This is a genomic window from Clostridium sp. K13 (assembly GCF_019734195.1).
Lineage (GTDB): Bacteria > Bacillota > Clostridia > Clostridiales > Clostridiaceae > Clostridium.
Genome location: NZ_JAASHM010000036.1, coordinates 16,504 through 33,719 on the forward strand (window position 1 = coordinate 16,504; position 17,216 = coordinate 33,719).

Here is a 17,216-nt window from a genome sequence, read left to right on the forward strand (position 1 = left end):
TGAGGGATGGTCGTACAGTATGAATAAAGAAATAATGAACGTAAGGGTTGATAGTATTTTTCCTAATACATATCAGCCAAGAAAGTTTTTTAATGAAGAAGCACTAAATGAGTTAAGCCAGTCTATAAAAGAACATGGAATAATTCAGCCTATTACTGTAAGAAAGATAGGAGAAAAGTTTGAGTTAGTTGCTGGAGAAAGAAGATGGAGAGCAGCTAGAATGGCTGAGCTTCAATTTGTGCCTTGTAATGTAATTGAAATTACAGATACACAATCGGCAGAAATTGCATTACTAGAAAATTTACAAAGAGAAGATTTAAACTTCATGGAAGAAGCTGAAGCCTACTATAATTTAATTAATGATCATAAGTTTACTCAAGAAGAATTAGCTAAAAGGATGGGGAAAAAACAATCTACTATAGCTAATAAATTAAGATTATTAAAGTTAAGTGAAAAGGTAAGAATTTTATGTCTTGAAAATAATTTAACAGAAAGACATGCAAGAGCATTATTAAGTCTACCAAATGAAGAATTACAATTAAAAGTTGTAAAAAAAGTAATAGCGAATTCTTTAAATGTAAAAAAGACAGAAGAGTTAATTAACACTGAATTATTAAAATTAGCTAGCGAACAAATGAAAAAGAGAAAAGGAAAAGGTGTTTTACCTGGAAAGTTATATGTTAATACTATAAAGCAAGTATTAAGTAAGTTTAATATTCCAGCAGAATACAAACTTCAGGATAAGGAAGAATGTATTGAAATAACAGTTTCTATCCCTAAAAATAAATAAAAAAGGGCACTCTAAAGAGTGCCTTTTTTATGTTTCACGTGAAACATCTATATAAAATTTACTTGAATTTTATTATGGTTATCTTTAATTATTATATAAAAATATATATAATATATATATGGGAAGGGGGTGAAGTCCTAAAATAGGGCTTTATATGAAAAAGATATGTATTTTTAATCAAAAGGGTGGAGTAGGTAAAACTACTACTAATATTAATTTATGTGCGTATTTGGCAATGGAAGGTTATAAAGTATTAACTATTGATATTGATCCTCAGGGGAATACAACAAGTGGGTTCGGGATAGATAAAAGAGATTTAGAGCATTCCATGTATGATGTACTTACAGCAAATGTACCGTTAAAGGATGTTATTATAAAAAGTGAATTAATTACTAATTTATACATAGCACCATCCACTATGGAATTAGCAGGTGCGGAAGTTGAGATAATTGGTGTGAAAGATAGGGAAACTATTCTTTTAAGGGAAATTTCATCTATACAAGATCAATATGATTTTGTATTTATAGATTGCCCACCATCATTAGGTGTCTTAACAATTAATGCTTTAACAGCAGTTGATTCAGTATTAATACCTATACAATGTGAATTTTATGCATTAGAAGGGGTAGGGCAGTTAATTAATACAGTACAATTAGTAAAAAAATCACTAAATAAATCGTTAGATATAGAAGGCGTAGTTATGACTATGTACGATTATAGAACTAATTTAAGTAATGAAGTATATGATGAGGCAAAGAAATTCTTTAATGATAAAGTATATAAAACAACTATTGCTAGAAATATAAGATTAGCAGAAGCACCAAGTTTTGGATTACCAATTATGCTTTATGATGAAAAGTGTAAAGGTGCAGATGCTTATAAACGTTTTGCAAAAGAATTTTTAAGTAAGCAATAGGAGAGGTTAAAGATATGAGTAAAAAGTTTGGATTAGGTAAAGGTCTAAATGCTCTTATACCAGAAGATACTATTTTAAGTACTTTGGAGAATAAAACTGAGAAAAATCAAGAGATTAAAGAAAAAGGTTCTATACTAATAGATATTAATTTAATTAAGAGTAATGAAGATCAACCAAGAAAATCTTTTGATGATGAAAAAATAATGGAATTAGCAGAGTCTATAAAAAGTAATGGAATAATACAGCCATTAATATTAAGAAAAGATAATAATGAATATATTATTGTAGCGGGTGAAAGAAGATGGAGAGCTGCTAAGTCAATTGGAATTAAAGAAGTACCAGCAATAATAATGGATTTAACTGAAAAGCAAGTTTTGGAAATATCGCTAATTGAAAATATTCAAAGAGAAGACTTAAACTCTATTGAAGAAGCAGTAGCGTATAAAAAATTAATAAGTGATTTTAATTTAACTCAAGAAGAGTTAAGTAAAAGAATAGGAAAATCTAGAGTAACAATAACTAATACTTTAAGATTGTTAAACCTTAGTGCAGATGTTCAACAATATATTATTGAAGGTGTAATTTCTGAAGGACACGGTAGAGCTTTATTGGGAATTACTGATAGTAAGCTACAATGCGAGTTAGCACAAAGTGTTATTGATGATAAATTATCTGTAAGAGAATTAGAAATTTTAATTAAAAAGTTAAAGACTAGTTCCTCAAGAACTAAGACAAACTCAACTAAAGAAGCTAATCCTTACTATAAGGATGTAACTTACAAGTTAGAAAATTACTTTGGAACTAAAGTAAATATTACAAATAAAAATAATAAGGGTAAAATAGAGATTGAATACTACTCTGAAGAGGATTTACAAAGAATATTAGAGATAATTAATTTATAAAATGTTTCACGTGAAACATTTTGGAGGGAAGTAGCATAAAATGGACAGCATAATAAATATAGTTAATGAATATTCAATCTTCATAATAATGGGATTAGCGATAATAACATTATTACTTTTTATAATTACAATAGTATTATTATCATCTGTAAAGAAGTTAGAAAAAAAATATAGAAAAATGATGAGAGGAGTTAACAATAAGAACTTAGAACAAGCTCTTAATGATAACTTAGATAATATTGAAAAAGCTTTAGTTAAATCACAAGAAGCAATTGATGAATGCAAAAATATTTCAGAAGAGTTAAAAGGTTGCGTTAATAAGGTTGCTATAATGAGATATAAGGCTTTTGAAGATGTAGGTAGTGATTTGAGTTTTTCTATTGCAATATTAGACTCATATAATGATGGTGTTATTATAACTGGAATATATTCAAGACATGATAGTACTACATATGCTAAACCGATAGATAAAGGAATATCAAGATATGATTTATCTGAAGAAGAGTTACATGTTTTAAATGAGGCTATTAATAGTAAAAATTAAAAATTAGAAGTTAGAAAAGGTGATTATTTAAGAATAAATAATCACCTTTTTTTATAAAAATAATAACAAGTTATTTTTAATCATAAGATATTAATGTAGTTTTTGATAAAGCTTTATTTATAAAATATATTATTGCATTTGAAATACAATCCGCTAAAGACATGACAACAAATAATCTAGTATTTTGCAACATCATAAAATCTAAATTTCCTGATATATTAACTACACCTTTTATATTCATTTCACCTACTTCAGGTAAGTCTTTATCTAAAGCTAAACCAGGATGAAGTGGTGAATCTTCAATAAATACTTTACCTATATTTTGAACACTTCCAAGGGAAGCATCTATACCAATAATAAAAGGGTTTATAAAGCTAGTTTTAATTTTATTTAAAACCTCAGCTAGATTTATAGAATGTACAGGATACTCTAGAGAACCATAAATATAAATATTTTTTCTTTCAATATTTTTAAGTTTATATCCAATTATAGGACCTAATGAATCACCAGTAGCTCTATCAGTACCAATACATAGAAAGATTATTGGTCTATTTTCTATAAGAATATCTTTAAGTTTCATATATAAATATTCTCCTAATTCATGAGAGGAATTAGGAGATAGTGAATCTACATAAAAGCAATTATTCATGTCATAACCTCCTTATTGAAAGTATCGACAAGAATAAGTGAACTTATTCACAAGTAAAAACTTTACTTGTAAGTTGAATCTATTTTGTTTAGAGAGTCAATTGTATACTTAATTTCTTCTAATGTATTAAAATATCCTAAGCTAAGTCTAACTGTACCGTTAGGGTAAGTTCCTATAGTTTTATGGGCTAATGGAGCACAATGTAATCCACTTCTATTGCTTATGTTAAAGTCTGATTCTAAGATATAAGACAATTCACTAATATCTAATTTAGAATGAGTTATTGATACACAAGATGTTCCATGTTTTTTATCTAAAGCACCACTAATTTTATAGTTAGGAATATTAAGAATTCCAGCTATTAAATAAGATCTTAAATAACTGTTATGTTCATAAATTGTATTTAATCCTTCAGACTTAATAAATTTTATTGCTTCACATAAACCTATTATTCCAGGAATATTTAATGTTCCAGATTCAAATTTATCAGGTAAGAAATCAGGTTGAGTCAGGGAGTGAGATAAACTACCAGTGCCCCCTAATAATAATGGATTACATATTTCATTTAATTTATCATCAATTATAAACCCACCTATTCCTTGGGGACCTAAAAGGCTTTTATGACCAGTAAAAGCTAATGCACTTAATGATAAGTCTTTAAAATCAATATCTAATACCCCTGCACTTTGAGCACTATCTAATATGAAAAATATACCATGTTTTTTGCATAAATCACCTATTTGCTTTATTGGTTGAATTGAACCAGTAACATTTGATGCATGAGTCATAACTAATAATTTAGTATTAGGTTTAATTAATTTTTCTATATCAGTTACATCTATAATTCCTAAAGTATTTGCATTAACTATATCTAGTTCTATATTTAAAAGAGTTTTTAAATTATATAGTGGTCTGATAACGGAGTTATGCTCCATAGAAGATGTAATTACATGATCTCCAGGTTTTATTACTCCATTTAATAAAATATTTAAAGAAGATGTTATATTATTTGTAAAAATTACATTTTCAGGTTTATCATAATTAAATAAACCACAGATTTCTTCACGAGTAATATATAATGATCTATTAGCTTGTAATGCATTAGAATGATTAGATCTTCCAGGATTACCTCCTACATTAGTTAAATAATTATATATTGAATCGGCTACAACTTTTGGTTTTGGAAATGATGTACTTCCATTATCTAAATATACCTTCATTGTTTTCTCCTTTTTATATACAAGTAAAATATTGCTTCTTATATTATAATAAAATAAATAAATAAAATTGCAATAAACTATTAGAAAAATATGTAATTTTAAAATACTAATATTAATATATTTATTAAAGTCTAAAAATAGATATAATATAATTAATATATATTATAGGGAGGAGATTGGATAATGAATTATTATATTATAGTGTTTAAAAATACTCATGATGCAATGTCAGCTGAACAAAAATTAAATGGTTTAAATTATGACTTTAGAATAATGCCTACTCCAACTTTAATAACTCAAAGTTGCGGGATTTGTATTAGAGTAGAACAAGAAGAAAAGTTAAATGAAATAATTGAAAGCAAGGTAATTGAATTTAAGAATATATATAAAAAAGAAGATTCTAAATATATACTAATTAAATAGACAAAGAGGTGAATTATTAGTATGTATGGATTTGTGGATGTAGCTAGTATAAGTAAAAGTGTAATTGATTTTTTAACTAAAAGAATAAACCTAGATGCTGTAGTTGAAAAAATAATATCTGTTATATTTATATCTATTTTAATGTATTTTTCAATAAAAATAGGAAATAAACTTATAAAGAAGTTTGTTGATAGACAAGTTGCTAGTAAAAAGAGCTTTTCTTTAGAGCCACAGAAGGCATTAACTATAGGAGAAGTTTTAAAAAGTGTTTTGAAGTATACTGTATATATAATAGGTATAGGATCAATGCTATATGATATTTTAGCTAAGATTCCTGTAGCATTAGCAAGTGCTGGAGGTTTTGCAATAGGTCTTGGTGCACAAAGTTTAGTAAAGGACCTTATTAATGGATTTTTTGTTTTATTTGAAGATCAATATGGAGTTGGAGATCATGTAACAATTGGACAATTTTCAGGAATAGTTGAGAGTATTGGTATACGAACAACTGTTCTAAGAGATTTTACTGGTGATCTACATTTAATACCTAATGGATCTGTATTAGAAGTAACAAATCATTCAAGGGGAGATATAAGGTTTATAGTTGATGTAGAAATAGCTTATGAAGAAAATATAGATGCAGCTATAGAAGTTATTAAAAAAGCTAATACACAGTTTGAAGAAAAATATGAAGATAAGCTAAGAGGTGAAATAGATGTATTAGGAGTACTTTCATTAAATGCATCAGGAGTAACAATTAGAGTTGTTGGAAGAGCAGAACCTTTAAGCCAATGGGAAATGGAAAGAGAATTACGAAAAGAAATAAAAGTAGCATTAGATGAAGCTGGAATAGAGATTCCATATCCAAAAACAGCTATTGTAAATAAAACTAAAAACTATAATATTTAGGGGGTATAAGTATGATTGAAACATTTGATTTAGGTGATATTGTTGAAATGAAAAAACAACATCCTTGTGGAAGTAAAGAATTTGAAGTAATAAGATTAGGTGCTGATATTAAAATAAAGTGTGTTGGATGTGGAAGAATAGTAATGATACCACGTCTTAAATTCCAAAAAGATGCAAAAAAGGTGGTTAAATCTAATAATTGAAATAAAAATACTTGAAAAGAGTAGAATAAAGTGATAAAATCTTAAATTGTAATCCCTGCTACAGTAAAATGTAGCCGTTAGTCCAAAGGAGGTGAAAATGATGAGAAAGTACGAAACTATATTTATATTACACCCATCATTAGATGAAGAGGCTGTTAAGGCTGGAATCGAAAAATTCCAAGGTGTTATAGAAAACGGTGGAGGAAAAGTTGAAAATGTTGATTTCTGGGGTAAGAGAAAGCTTGCTTACGAAATAAACAAAGTTAACGAAGGTTACTACACTTTAATTAACTTCGAAGCTAATCCTGAATTACCAAAAGAGTTAGACAGAGTTTTCAGAATTACTGATGGTGTTATAAGACACATAATCGTTAAAAACGAAGCGTAAGAGGTGTATTGAAATGAATAAAGTTATACTTATTGGTAGACTTACTAAAGATCCAGAATTAAGATATGCAGCAGGTAGCGGTACTGCAGTTTGTAGATTTACTGTTGCTATAAATAGACAATTTAAAAAAGATGAAACAGATTTTATAAATTGTGTAGCATTTGGAAAAACTGGAGAAACAATTACACAATATCTTACAAAGGGTAGACAAATTGCTGTTACTGGAAGCATAAGAACAGGTAGTTATGATGCTCAAGATGGAACTAAAAGATACACTACTGATGTAGCTGTAGAAAGTTTCGAGTTCATAGGTTCTGGTGCTGGTGAAGGTAATAACAATAATTCATACTCAAGAAATTCTGATAACGCATGGGGCGCTCCAGCAGAAAGTCCTGATATGGGATTTGGAGATATGACTCCAGTAGATGATGGTGATATGCCATTTTAAAAAAAGTCTAATTATTTTATAAGGAGGGAACATCATGAGAGAAATGAAAAGATCTGGAAAAATGAGAAGATCTAAGAGAAAAGTATGTGCTTTCTGTGTAGATAAAGCTGAATCAATAGATTACAAAGATATCAACAAGTTAAGAAAGTTTGTTACAGAAAGAGGTAAGATTCTTCCAAGAAGAATTTCTGGTACTTGCGCTAAGCATCAAAGACAATTAACTGATGCTATCAAGAGATCAAGAAACATAGCTTTATTACCATTCACAACTGAATAGTAATAAGTTTATTAGCCCCTGATTTTCAGGGGCTTTTATTTTTATATTTCAAAATAATTACATAATTTGTAATTCGAGCGCCTATTTAGTTGCATTAATAAAGAAAAATAATTAAAATAAAGATACAAGGGATTGAATAGGGGTGAGAATTTAGTGAAGAAAAAAGAAGAGCTAAATATTATGGCTAATATTAAAATTATAGAAGAGCTTAAAGCTAATTTGTTATGTATAATAGGTGAATTTTTTTCGCTGTTAACAAGAGGTACTAATGTAGCTAAAGATTCTATATTAAACTGTATATCAGGAGCAATTGTAATTTTATATGTATTAGCACAAAAGTTAGGTTATAGTTGTAACGAAGTAGATGACGACATGAGAAAAAAATTAAAATTAGGAATAGCTGAAGAACATGAATATGAAAAAGAAGGTAAGAGTTTAACGAAGCTTCAAAATCATATTAAGGGACGTTATTAATATAAAATTTAGGAGGCTTTTATGAAAAAAAAGCTCAAAAAGTATAGAAAATTATTAATATCATTTGCAATTATTATTTTAGTAATAATTCTTTACTATATTAAGGCGTTTTATTTAGCAGGAACAGTTCTGCTAATGTATGTAGTTTTTAATGAGTATTTGGATATTAATAGGGGACTATACAATGAAAAGGTAGATACTTTAACTACAAGAATTAAGGCAAATATAAATGATAATATTTCTAATATGTCATATCCATTGGCTTTAATTGATAATGAGGGTAATATACTTTGGGCTAATAAGAGATTAAAAGAAGAATTAAATTTATTAGATCTGCAAGAGCAAAATATACTTAGTATAGGTAGAAATCTTGATTTGCAAAAGCTATTAAAGTGTGATAAAGATTTAAGACAAAGAGTAAAAATAAAAGATTCTTTTTATAGCATATATGCTACTAATATAAGTAATGAAAATGAGTCATATGTTAAACAAAAATATATAGTATATTTTAATGAAGTAAGCAACTTAAGAGATTTATATTCAACTAGAGAAAGTATAATGTTAATAGAAGTAGATAATTTATCAGAAGCATTAGAGGTAACTGATGAAGCGAATAGACCAATGTTAGCCGCAGAGGTAGAAAAAGCTATAAATTCATATAGCAAAAAATTAAAATCTATGATTATTAAATATGAATATAATAAATATTGTTTATCAGTACAAGATAAATATATTAATGATGAAATTAATTGTAAGTTTAGCATATTAGATGAAATATCAAATATTGATAGAGGTAATAAGTTAGAAGTTACATTGAGCATTGGAATTGGTAGGGGTGGAGATAATTCACAAGAAAATTATAACAATGCGATGACTGCTAGGGAATTAGCACTAGGTAGAGGTGGAGATCAGGTAGTTATTAAAAATAACGAAAAGATAAGCTTCTTTGGTGGAAATACTCGAGAACTTGAAAAAAGAACAAGAGTTAGGGCCAGGGTAATTGCACAAGCTTTAAGAGAGTTAATTTTTGAGAGTAGCAATATACTTATTATGGGACATAAAAACCCTGATATGGATGCATTTGGAGCATCTGTAGGGCTATGGTCAGCTATAAGACAGTTAGGAAAGAGTTGTAATATCATTATAGATAATGATATAAATGCGATTGATTATTATATGAATAAACTTAAGAGTGATAGTAAGTATGATAATTTATTAATTTCAAGCAGTGAAGCTGAAAAGGCAATTAATGATAAAACATTATTAATAATAGTTGATGTTCATAATAAGGGATATGTAAGCAATTTAAATATAGCTGAAAAGATTAATAGAAAGATAATAATAGATCATCATAGAAGAAGCCCTGATATAATAGAAGGAGCATTACTAAACTATATAGAAGTTTATGCCTCTTCTACATCAGAGATGGTAACTGAATTGATACAATATATGCTACAAAAGCCAAGGATATCAAAGATTGAAGCTGAAGGACTTTTAGGTGGAATTTTTATGGATACTAAAGGGTTCCAGTTTAAGTCAGGAGTAAGAACATTTGATGCTGCAGCCTTTTTAAGATCTTTAGGTGCAGATACAATAGAGGTTAAAAAGATGTTTACTGATAGTTTAGAAGATTATTTATTAATTTCAGAGACTATTAAGAGTGCCAAAGTATATGATAATCTAGCTATAGCGGTTTGTCCGAGTGCGGTAAATAATACTGTAATTGTTGCAAGAGCTGCTGATGAATTATTGGGAATATCAGGTATAGATGTATGCTTTGTATTATGTGAAATAAATAATTCTATTATTATAAGTGGAAGATCAACTGGAGAGGGTAATGTTCAAGTTATATTAGAAGAACTTGGTGGTGGTGGTCATATGAATATGGCTGGTGCTAAGTTAGATGAACCAATGAATGAAGCATTATATATGCTAAAAGAAGCAATAAAAAAACATTTAAAACTAAAAGAATAAAACTTTAAAGGATAGGTGTATAATATGAAGGTAATTTTATTACAAGACGTAAAGAAAATGGGTAAAAAAGGTGATGTTATAGAGGCATCAGATGGATATGCTAGAAATTATTTATTTCCTAGGAAATTAGCTGAAGAAGCAACTGCAAATGCATTACACGTTGTTAATGCTAAGAAGGAAAATGAAAGAAAAAAGAAGCTTGCTGAATTAGAAGCAGCACAAAAATTAGCTGCTGAACTAAAAGGTAAAGAAGTTACTATAAATGCTAAGGCAGGAGATAACGGAAGATTATTTGGAGCAATAACTAATAAAGATGTAGCAGAAGTAGTTAATAGTCAATTTAATTTAAAAATAGATAAAAAGAAAATTGTTGTAAATACTATAAAGGTTGCTGGAGAATATGAAGTAGAAGTAAAATTATATCCAGAAGTATCTACAAAGATAAAAGTTATTATTGTTCCTAAACAATAAGGAGGATTAACATTGAATTTATATAACGAAGGGGTTAACTTAGAAGGAATACTAACAAGTGATTTACCAATAGAAGCAAAGGTTAATGTATTATTTGATGTACTTAAAAATGTTTTAGATGAAGGTGCAATCAGAGCTAGAACAGTAAGATTTAAGTTACAAAAATACGTTAATTCAACAGAAATAAATGAAAGAATATATGCACTAAATGTTATAGCATCAGATGGAAATGGGGCTAAGGTTGTTCCAACAGATGAAACTGCACAAGATGTGTTAGAGGATGTTATATATTGGATATCAGAAAATATAGCTAAAAAATATGTTCAAAATAAAATAGAGTCTGAAGTTGAAAAAGCTTTAGTTGAAAGACAAGATAAGTTCATGGATGAACTAAAAATGTCTATAATCAAAAAGCAAAAGGGAAAAGAAAATACAAAAACTACAGCAAAGTTAGAAAGATTAGAAAAGTTAGATGCAAAGCATATTAATAAAAATGTTATGTCACTTTTAAGACCAGAAAACTTTGATGAAGTAGTTGGGCAAGGGCGGGCAGTAAGATCATTAATTTCAAAAATGTCTTCGCCTTATCCACAACATATAATTCTTTATGGGCCACCAGGGGTAGGAAAAACTTCAGCAGCAAGACTTGCATTAGAAGCTGCTAAAAAATTAAGATTTACACCTTTTGATGAGGAATCAAAATTTGTTGAAGTTGATGGAACTACATTAAGATGGGATCCAAGAGAAATAACAAATCCTTTATTAGGTTCAGTACATGATCCTATATATCAAGGAAGTAAGAAGGATTTAGCAGAGGTAGGAGTACCTGAACCAAAAACAGGATTAGTTACTGAAGCTCATGGAGGAGTATTATTTATCGATGAAATTGGTGAATTAGATGATATTCTTCAAAATAAGTTATTAAAAGTTTTAGAAGATAAAAGAGTAGAATTCTCATCTTCTTATTACGATCCTGATGATGAAAATATACCAGAGTATATAAGATATTTATTTGAAAAGGGTGCGCCTGCAGATTTTGTTTTAATAGGTGCAACTACAAAAGATCCAAGTCAAATAAATCCAGCATTAAGATCTAGATGTACAGAAGTATATTTTGAACCATTATCTTCACAAGATATAGAAGGCATAGTTAATAATGCATCTGAAAAACTTGATGTAGAGTTAGAAGATGGGGTTGGTAGATTAATAAGCCAATATACAATTGAAGGTAGAAAGGCAGTAAATATATTATCTGATGCATATGGATATTCATTATTCAATAAGGATGAAGATGAGATAAGTAATAAAATAACTTTAAAGGATGTTGAAGAAGTTATTTCAATAGGAAGATATGCTCCATTCGAAAGATTAGATAATTTAGATAAATATGAAATTGGTCATGTGTATGGATTAGGAGTAAGCGGATTCTTAGGTTCTACAATAGAAATAGAATCTACAGTATTCCCAGCTAAGAAAAAAGGTCATGGAACTATTAAGTTTAATGATACTGCAGGTTCTATGGCTAAGGACTCTGTATTTAATGCAGCATCTGTGATAAGAAAGATTACAGATAAAGATATTAAAGACTATGATGTTCATGTTAATGTAATTGGTGGAGGTCAAATTGATGGACCATCAGCAGGAGCTGCTATTACAGTTTGTATAATTAGTGCTCTTACAGAAAGACCAATTCGTCAAGACGTTGCTATCACAGGTGAAATTTCTTTAAGAGGAAATGTTAAACCAGTTGGCGGTATATTTGAAAAGATATACGGTGCTAGAAGAAAAGGAATTAAACTTGTTGCTATCCCTAAAGATAATGAAAAAGAAGTTCCTCTAGGACTTGAAGATATAGAAGTTAAATCTATAAGTCACATAGAGGAACTAATGGAGATAGTATTTGAGAAGTAATGTAGATTAAGCTTCCTTTATAGGAAGCTTAATTTTATTATGTGAAGAAATAAATTTATTATACAAATGACCATAGCAAATTTGATTCATTTTGATATAATAGGTTATATGTGTAAAGAAGTAGAAATTATAATAAAAAATTGGGAGGTGGATTATTTATGGAAGCACCTATGATGAGAAGTTTACCACAAAGTATAGAAGCAGAGCAGTCCGTTATAGGGGCAATGATAATAGATAAAAGTGCCATTGCTCAAGTTTTAGAAAAGCTTAATGAAGAAGATTTTTATAGAGACGGACATAAGGCCATATATAAAGCGGTAAAAAAAATGTATGCTAAGGATATGGCAGTAGACTTAGTAACTATATTAGAGTATTTAAAGACTACTGATATGTTAGATAAGGCTGGAGGAGTTACTTATATATCTGAGTTAAGTTCATCTGTTCCTACAACAGCAAATTTAAGCTCTTATATAAAAATAGTAGAAGAAAAATCTACATTAAGAAAACTTATAAAAGCATCTACGTCTATTATTGAAGAAAGCTATAATAGTGGTGGAGATGTCGAAAAGGTAATAGATTTAGCTCAAAAAAAAGTTTTTGATATAGCAGAAAAGAAGGATTCTAAGGAATATGAAGCACTTTCTAATGTACTTGAAAGAGGATTTTTAGAAATAGAAAGATTATTTAATAATAGAGGTGCTATAACTGGAGTTGGTTCTGGAATTAAGGATTTAGATGCCAAAACATCTGGATTCCAAAAGGGTGATATGGTACTTATTGCAGCTAGACCATCTATGGGAAAAACAACATTCTCATTAAATATTGCAGAAAATGCAGCATTAAAAGAAGGAAAAAGTGTAGTAATATTTTCCCTGGAAATGTCTAAGGAACAATTAGCATATAAGCTTCTATGTTCACAAGCTAATGTTGATATGTTAAAGCTTAGAACAGGTAACTTAGAGGATGATGACTGGGAGAGAATTGCAAGGGCAACAGGACCATTGGCAAAGGCGAGAATCTATATTGATGATACTGCTGGTATTAGCGTTATGGATATGAGATCTAAATGCAGAAAGATAAAAATGGAGCATGGTATTGATATGATACTTATTGACTACTTACAGCTTATGTCAGGTAGTGCAGGTAGTGATAATAGACAACAAGAGGTATCTGAAATATCAAGATCTATCAAAGCTTTAGCAAAAGAAATGGAATGCCCAGTAATTGCATTATCACAGTTATCTCGTGCACCAGAGCAAAGAGCTGACCATAGACCAATGCTATCTGACTTAAGAGAGTCAGGGTCAATTGAGCAGGATGCCGACGTTGTTATGTTCTTATATAGAGATGAGTATTATAACAAAGAAACTGAAGAAAAAGGTATTGGTGAGTGTATTATAGCAAAACAAAGAAACGGTCCGGTTGGAACTGTTAAGATGGCTTGGATTGGAGCTCACTCTAAGTTTGCTGATCTTGACCTAGTACATAAGGAATAAATATAAATACTCTAAAGTTTTAAGAAATTATATACTTTAGGGTATTTTTTATAAATAAAAGTTGTGGATAAATTAAAAAAAATATTTTATAAGAAAAAACCTATTATCTGTGGAAAACTTTAAACAAAGAAGACTGTGGATAAGTTTTTTGTTAGTATATAAATATAAAAATTTTAATTATGCGTTAATAATGAGAAGGGTGGAAAGAGATATGAATAAAAAAATTGGTTTTATAGGTTGCGGAAATATGGGCAAGGCTATGCTAGGGGCCTTAGTTAAGTCTAATGATATTAACAAAAATGATATTATTGTATCTACAAAGAGCAAAACTTCAGCTGAAAAAATAAGTGATGAGTTTGCTGTAAAAACAACAACAGTGAATATTGAGGTTGCTGAAGTAGCTGATATATTATTTTTAGCAGTTAAGCCATATTTCTTTAAGGAAGTTATAGAAGAAATAAAAAATAGTATTAAAGAAGATACTGTTATTATTTCTATAGCAGCAGGTATAACAATAGCTCAAATAGAGCAATGGTTTGATAAGGATGTTAAAGTTGTTAGAACTATGCCTAACACACCAGCATTAGTTGGTGAAGGAATGTCAGCAATATGTCCTAATAAATTTATTAATGAAGATGAAGTAGAACATGTTGGTGAATTATATAATTTATTTGGAAAGTATGAAATTCTTGAAGAAAAAGACTTTCATGCATTTATAGCATTATGTGGATCATCACCAGCCTATGTATTTATGTTTATAGAAGCAATGGCTGATGCTGGGGTTAAGTTAGGTATACCTAGAGCTAAAGCTTATAAGCTAGCAGAGCAAAGTATATTAGGTTCAGCTAAGTTAGCATTAGAAACAGGAAAGCATCCAGGAGTGTTAAAGGATGAAGTTTGTTCACCAGGTGGAACAACAATAGAAGCAGTAATAGATCTTGAAAAGAATGGATTTAGAAATACTGTTATAAGTGCAGTTGAAAAATGTGCAGAGAAATCTAAAAATATGTAATATATTAATTAATTGAAAATTATTGTGGTAATATATGATTTTAAAATATATAATATAAGATAATGAATATATTATTAAAAAAATGAAATAATTAAAATATAAAAAATTCTATGAAAAGAAGAGTACTTATTCAATTATATTTTACAGCGAGTAGGGGTAGAGTGTAAGCCCTATAAAATATAGAGTAAGGAAGAGGAACTTGGAGAAGCTACCTGAGTATAAATTATATGAGGGTATGTCGTTAACTGCGTTAAAGTTTTGAGTGAACTAATTTTTTAGTTAAATTGAGTGGTACCGCGGAAATATTCCGTCTCTTTGTATGAAAAGAGACGGATTTTTATATGTTTAAGACAATTAAGGAGGTAAAGTTATGAAAATATTTATTGATGAAATAAATAATGTAGTAAAAAATGCTTTTGAAGAGCTTGGATACGAAAGAGAAACAGGAAAGGTAAATGTATCAAATAGACCTGATTTATGTCAGTATCAATGTAATGGAGCTTTAGCAAATGCTAAGAAACATAAAAAAGCTCCAATGATAATAGCTCAAGAGGTTGTTGAAAAATTAAATGATAATAATATGTTCTCAAAATTAGAGGCTGTAGCACCTGGATTTATTAACATGAATGTTAATGATGAATTCTTAATAGAATATGTTAATAAAATGAATAAGGATGAAAACTTTGGAGTTTCAAAGGCTACAGAAGTTAAGAAAATAGTTGTTGATTACGGTGGAGCAAATGTTGCTAAGCCATTACACATTGGACATTTAAGATCAGCAATAATTGGTGAAAGTATAAAAAGAATTGCAAAGTTCTTAGGGCATAATGTGGTTGGTGATGTTCATTTAGGAGACTGGGGTCTTCAAATGGGAATGGTAATATCAGAGGTTGAAAGAAGAAATCCATCTTTACCATACTTTGATGAAAGCTTTACTGGAGAGTATCCAACAGAAGCACCATTTACAATAGATGAGCTTGAAGATATATATCCATATGCAAGTAAGCTTGCTAAGAGTGATGAAAAAGTTATGGAAGCAGCAAAACAAGCTACAGTTGAGCTTCAACAAGGTAGAAGAGGATATGTTGCTTTATGGAAACATATATTAAATGTTTCAGTTACTGATTTAAAGAAAAACTATGGAGCATTAGATGTTGATTTTGAGTTATGGAATGGTGAAAGTGATGCACAAAAATTAATTCCAGAAATGATAGAAGAGTTAAAGCAAAAAGGATTTGCTCAAGAAAGTGAAGGGGCTTTAGTATTTGATGTAAGTGAAGAAACTGATAAGAGTCCAGTTCCACCACTATTATTATTAAAATCAGATGGAGCATCTTTATATGGAACTACTGACCTAGCTACTGTTGTAGAAAGAGTTAGAGATATGAGTGCTGATGAAATAATATACTTAGCAGATAAAAGACAAGGACTACATTATGAACAATTCTTTAGAGCTGCTAAGAAATCTGGAATAGCACATGAAGATACTGTTTTAGACTTTATAGGTTTCGGTACAATGAACGGAAAAGATGGTAAGCCATTTAAGACTCGTGAGGGTGGAGTAATGAGACTTGCAGATTTAATAAATATGATTAAAGAAGCAGGTAAGGAAAAACTTAAGGACAATAAAAATATTGCAGAAGAAGATGTTGAGGAAATATCTTCAAAGGTTGGATTAGCTGCATTAAAATATGGTGATTTATCAAATCAAGCGGCTAAAGATTATGTATTTGATATAGAAAGATTTGCTTCATTTGAAGGAAATACTGGGCCATATATTTTATATACAATCGTAAGAATTAAATCTATATTAAATAAAGCAGAAGGCTTTAATGAGGAAAATGGTATTTTAGTACCTCAAAGTGAAGCAGAAAGAGGATTAATGCTTCAATTAGCTAAATTTAATGAAGTTATTGAGTTAAGCTTTAGAGATAGAGCACCTCATAAGATATGTGAATTTATCTATGAACTATCTAATAACTTTAATAAGTTCTATAATGATACAAGAATATTATCAGAAGAAGATGAGGCTAAAAAATCATCTTGGTTAAGTTTAATAGATCTTGTTAAAAATGTTTTAGAACAAGGATTAGATTTATTAGGAATGGAAAGTGTAGAAAGAATGTAATTTAAATAGGAGCTGTCGCAATAGCGGGTAAAAAAATCCGCTAGCGATAGCTCTTTTTCTATATTTTCAAAAAAATAATTGTAC

Annotated in this window: 19 protein-coding genes and 1 other annotated feature; of the genes, 17 read left to right on the forward strand and 2 right to left on the reverse strand. The window is 29.1% G+C overall.

Going from position 1 to position 17,216, the window contains the following annotated elements; translation table 11 throughout:
• Positions 1-19 precede the first annotated feature (19 nt).
• From noc to HCG76_RS15495, 4 genes are all read left to right on the forward strand, one after another.
• Positions 20-790: a nucleoid occlusion protein gene (gene noc / locus HCG76_RS15480; protein WP_221701153.1), complete on the forward strand. Its 771-nt coding sequence runs from the start codon at positions 20-22 to the stop codon at positions 788-790.
• Positions 791-944: 154 nt separating this feature from the next.
• Positions 945-1,706, forward strand: coding sequence for a ParA family protein (locus HCG76_RS15485; protein ID WP_195989104.1), 762 nt, complete (start codon positions 945-947; stop codon positions 1,704-1,706).
• Positions 1,707-1,720: 14 nt separating this feature from the next.
• Complete coding sequence (locus tag HCG76_RS15490) at positions 1,721-2,608, forward strand: ParB/RepB/Spo0J family partition protein (protein ID WP_221701154.1); 888 nt, start codon at positions 1,721-1,723, stop codon at positions 2,606-2,608.
• A gap of 40 nt (positions 2,609-2,648) precedes the next feature.
• Positions 2,649-3,152: a DUF4446 family protein gene (locus HCG76_RS15495; RefSeq protein WP_221701155.1), complete on the forward strand. Its 504-nt coding sequence runs from the start codon at positions 2,649-2,651 to the stop codon at positions 3,150-3,152.
• 76 nt (positions 3,153-3,228) lie between these two features.
• Here HCG76_RS15495 and yyaC read toward each other — a convergent pair whose 3' ends face one another.
• On the reverse strand, positions 3,229-3,801 hold the full coding sequence (gene yyaC / locus HCG76_RS15500; protein WP_221701156.1) for a spore protease YyaC: 573 nt from the start codon (positions 3,799-3,801) through the stop codon (positions 3,229-3,231).
• Between the two features lie 62 nt (positions 3,802-3,863).
• Positions 3,864-5,021 (reverse strand): aminotransferase class V-fold PLP-dependent enzyme, encoded by a 1,158-nt coding sequence (locus HCG76_RS15505; RefSeq protein ID WP_221701157.1) that lies wholly within the window; start codon positions 5,019-5,021, stop codon positions 3,864-3,866.
• A gap of 183 nt (positions 5,022-5,204) precedes the next feature.
• Here HCG76_RS15505 and HCG76_RS15510 point away from each other — a divergent pair, with 183 nt between their 5' ends.
• The 13 genes from HCG76_RS15510 to argS all read left to right on the forward strand — a co-directional run bounded on the left by HCG76_RS15510 (position 5,205) and on the right by argS (position 17,132).
• Positions 5,205-5,444 carry a DUF3343 domain-containing protein gene (locus tag HCG76_RS15510; RefSeq protein WP_221701158.1) on the forward strand — a complete coding sequence of 80 codons (240 nt, stop codon included), beginning with the start codon at positions 5,205-5,207 and terminating at the stop codon, positions 5,442-5,444.
• Positions 5,445-5,465: 21 nt separating this feature from the next.
• Positions 5,466-6,350, forward strand: a complete 885-nt coding sequence (locus HCG76_RS15515) for a mechanosensitive ion channel family protein (protein WP_221701159.1) — start codon at positions 5,466-5,468, stop codon at positions 6,348-6,350.
• Between the two features lie 11 nt (positions 6,351-6,361).
• Positions 6,362-6,553, forward strand: coding sequence for a DUF951 domain-containing protein (locus tag HCG76_RS15520; protein ID WP_133015145.1), 192 nt, complete (start codon positions 6,362-6,364; stop codon positions 6,551-6,553).
• 100 nt (positions 6,554-6,653) lie between these two features.
• Complete coding sequence (rpsF, locus tag HCG76_RS15525; RefSeq protein WP_133015217.1) at positions 6,654-6,941, forward strand: 30S ribosomal protein S6; 288 nt, start codon at positions 6,654-6,656, stop codon at positions 6,939-6,941.
• 13 nt (positions 6,942-6,954) lie between these two features.
• The gene (locus tag HCG76_RS15530) at positions 6,955-7,389 is read left to right on the forward strand and encodes a single-stranded DNA-binding protein (RefSeq protein ID WP_195989112.1); all 435 of its coding nucleotides are present in this window, start codon (positions 6,955-6,957) and stop codon (positions 7,387-7,389) included.
• A gap of 34 nt (positions 7,390-7,423) precedes the next feature.
• Positions 7,424-7,666, forward strand: a complete 243-nt coding sequence (gene rpsR, locus HCG76_RS15535; protein ID WP_005209834.1) for a 30S ribosomal protein S18 — start codon at positions 7,424-7,426, stop codon at positions 7,664-7,666.
• Positions 7,667-7,846: 180 nt separating this feature from the next.
• Entirely contained in the window at positions 7,847-8,140 is a 294-nt protein-coding gene (locus HCG76_RS15540) for a MazG-like family protein (protein WP_195989127.1), read from the forward strand.
• Positions 8,141-8,161: 21 nt separating this feature from the next.
• Positions 8,162-10,114 (forward strand): DHH family phosphoesterase, encoded by a 1,953-nt coding sequence (locus HCG76_RS15545; protein ID WP_221701160.1) that lies wholly within the window; start codon positions 8,162-8,164, stop codon positions 10,112-10,114.
• A gap of 24 nt (positions 10,115-10,138) precedes the next feature.
• Entirely contained in the window at positions 10,139-10,585 is a 447-nt protein-coding gene (rplI, locus tag HCG76_RS15550) for a 50S ribosomal protein L9 (RefSeq protein WP_195989114.1), read from the forward strand.
• A 12-nt stretch (positions 10,586-10,597) separates the two neighbouring features.
• Positions 10,598-12,496, forward strand: coding sequence for a Lon family ATP-dependent protease (lonC, locus tag HCG76_RS15555; protein ID WP_221701161.1), 1,899 nt, complete (start codon positions 10,598-10,600; stop codon positions 12,494-12,496).
• A gap of 158 nt (positions 12,497-12,654) precedes the next feature.
• The gene (locus tag HCG76_RS15560) at positions 12,655-13,992 is read left to right on the forward strand and encodes a replicative DNA helicase (RefSeq protein WP_221701162.1); all 1,338 of its coding nucleotides are present in this window, start codon (positions 12,655-12,657) and stop codon (positions 13,990-13,992) included.
• Positions 13,993-14,203: 211 nt separating this feature from the next.
• On the forward strand, positions 14,204-15,004 hold the full coding sequence (gene proC / locus HCG76_RS15565) for a pyrroline-5-carboxylate reductase (RefSeq protein ID WP_221701163.1): 801 nt from the start codon (positions 14,204-14,206) through the stop codon (positions 15,002-15,004).
• 101 nt (positions 15,005-15,105) lie between these two features.
• Positions 15,106-15,322, forward strand: a binding site (T-box leader).
• A gap of 52 nt (positions 15,323-15,374) precedes the next feature.
• Positions 15,375-17,132 (forward strand): arginine--tRNA ligase, encoded by a 1,758-nt coding sequence (gene argS, locus HCG76_RS15570; protein ID WP_221701164.1) that lies wholly within the window; start codon positions 15,375-15,377, stop codon positions 17,130-17,132.
• Positions 17,133-17,216 lie beyond the last annotated feature (84 nt).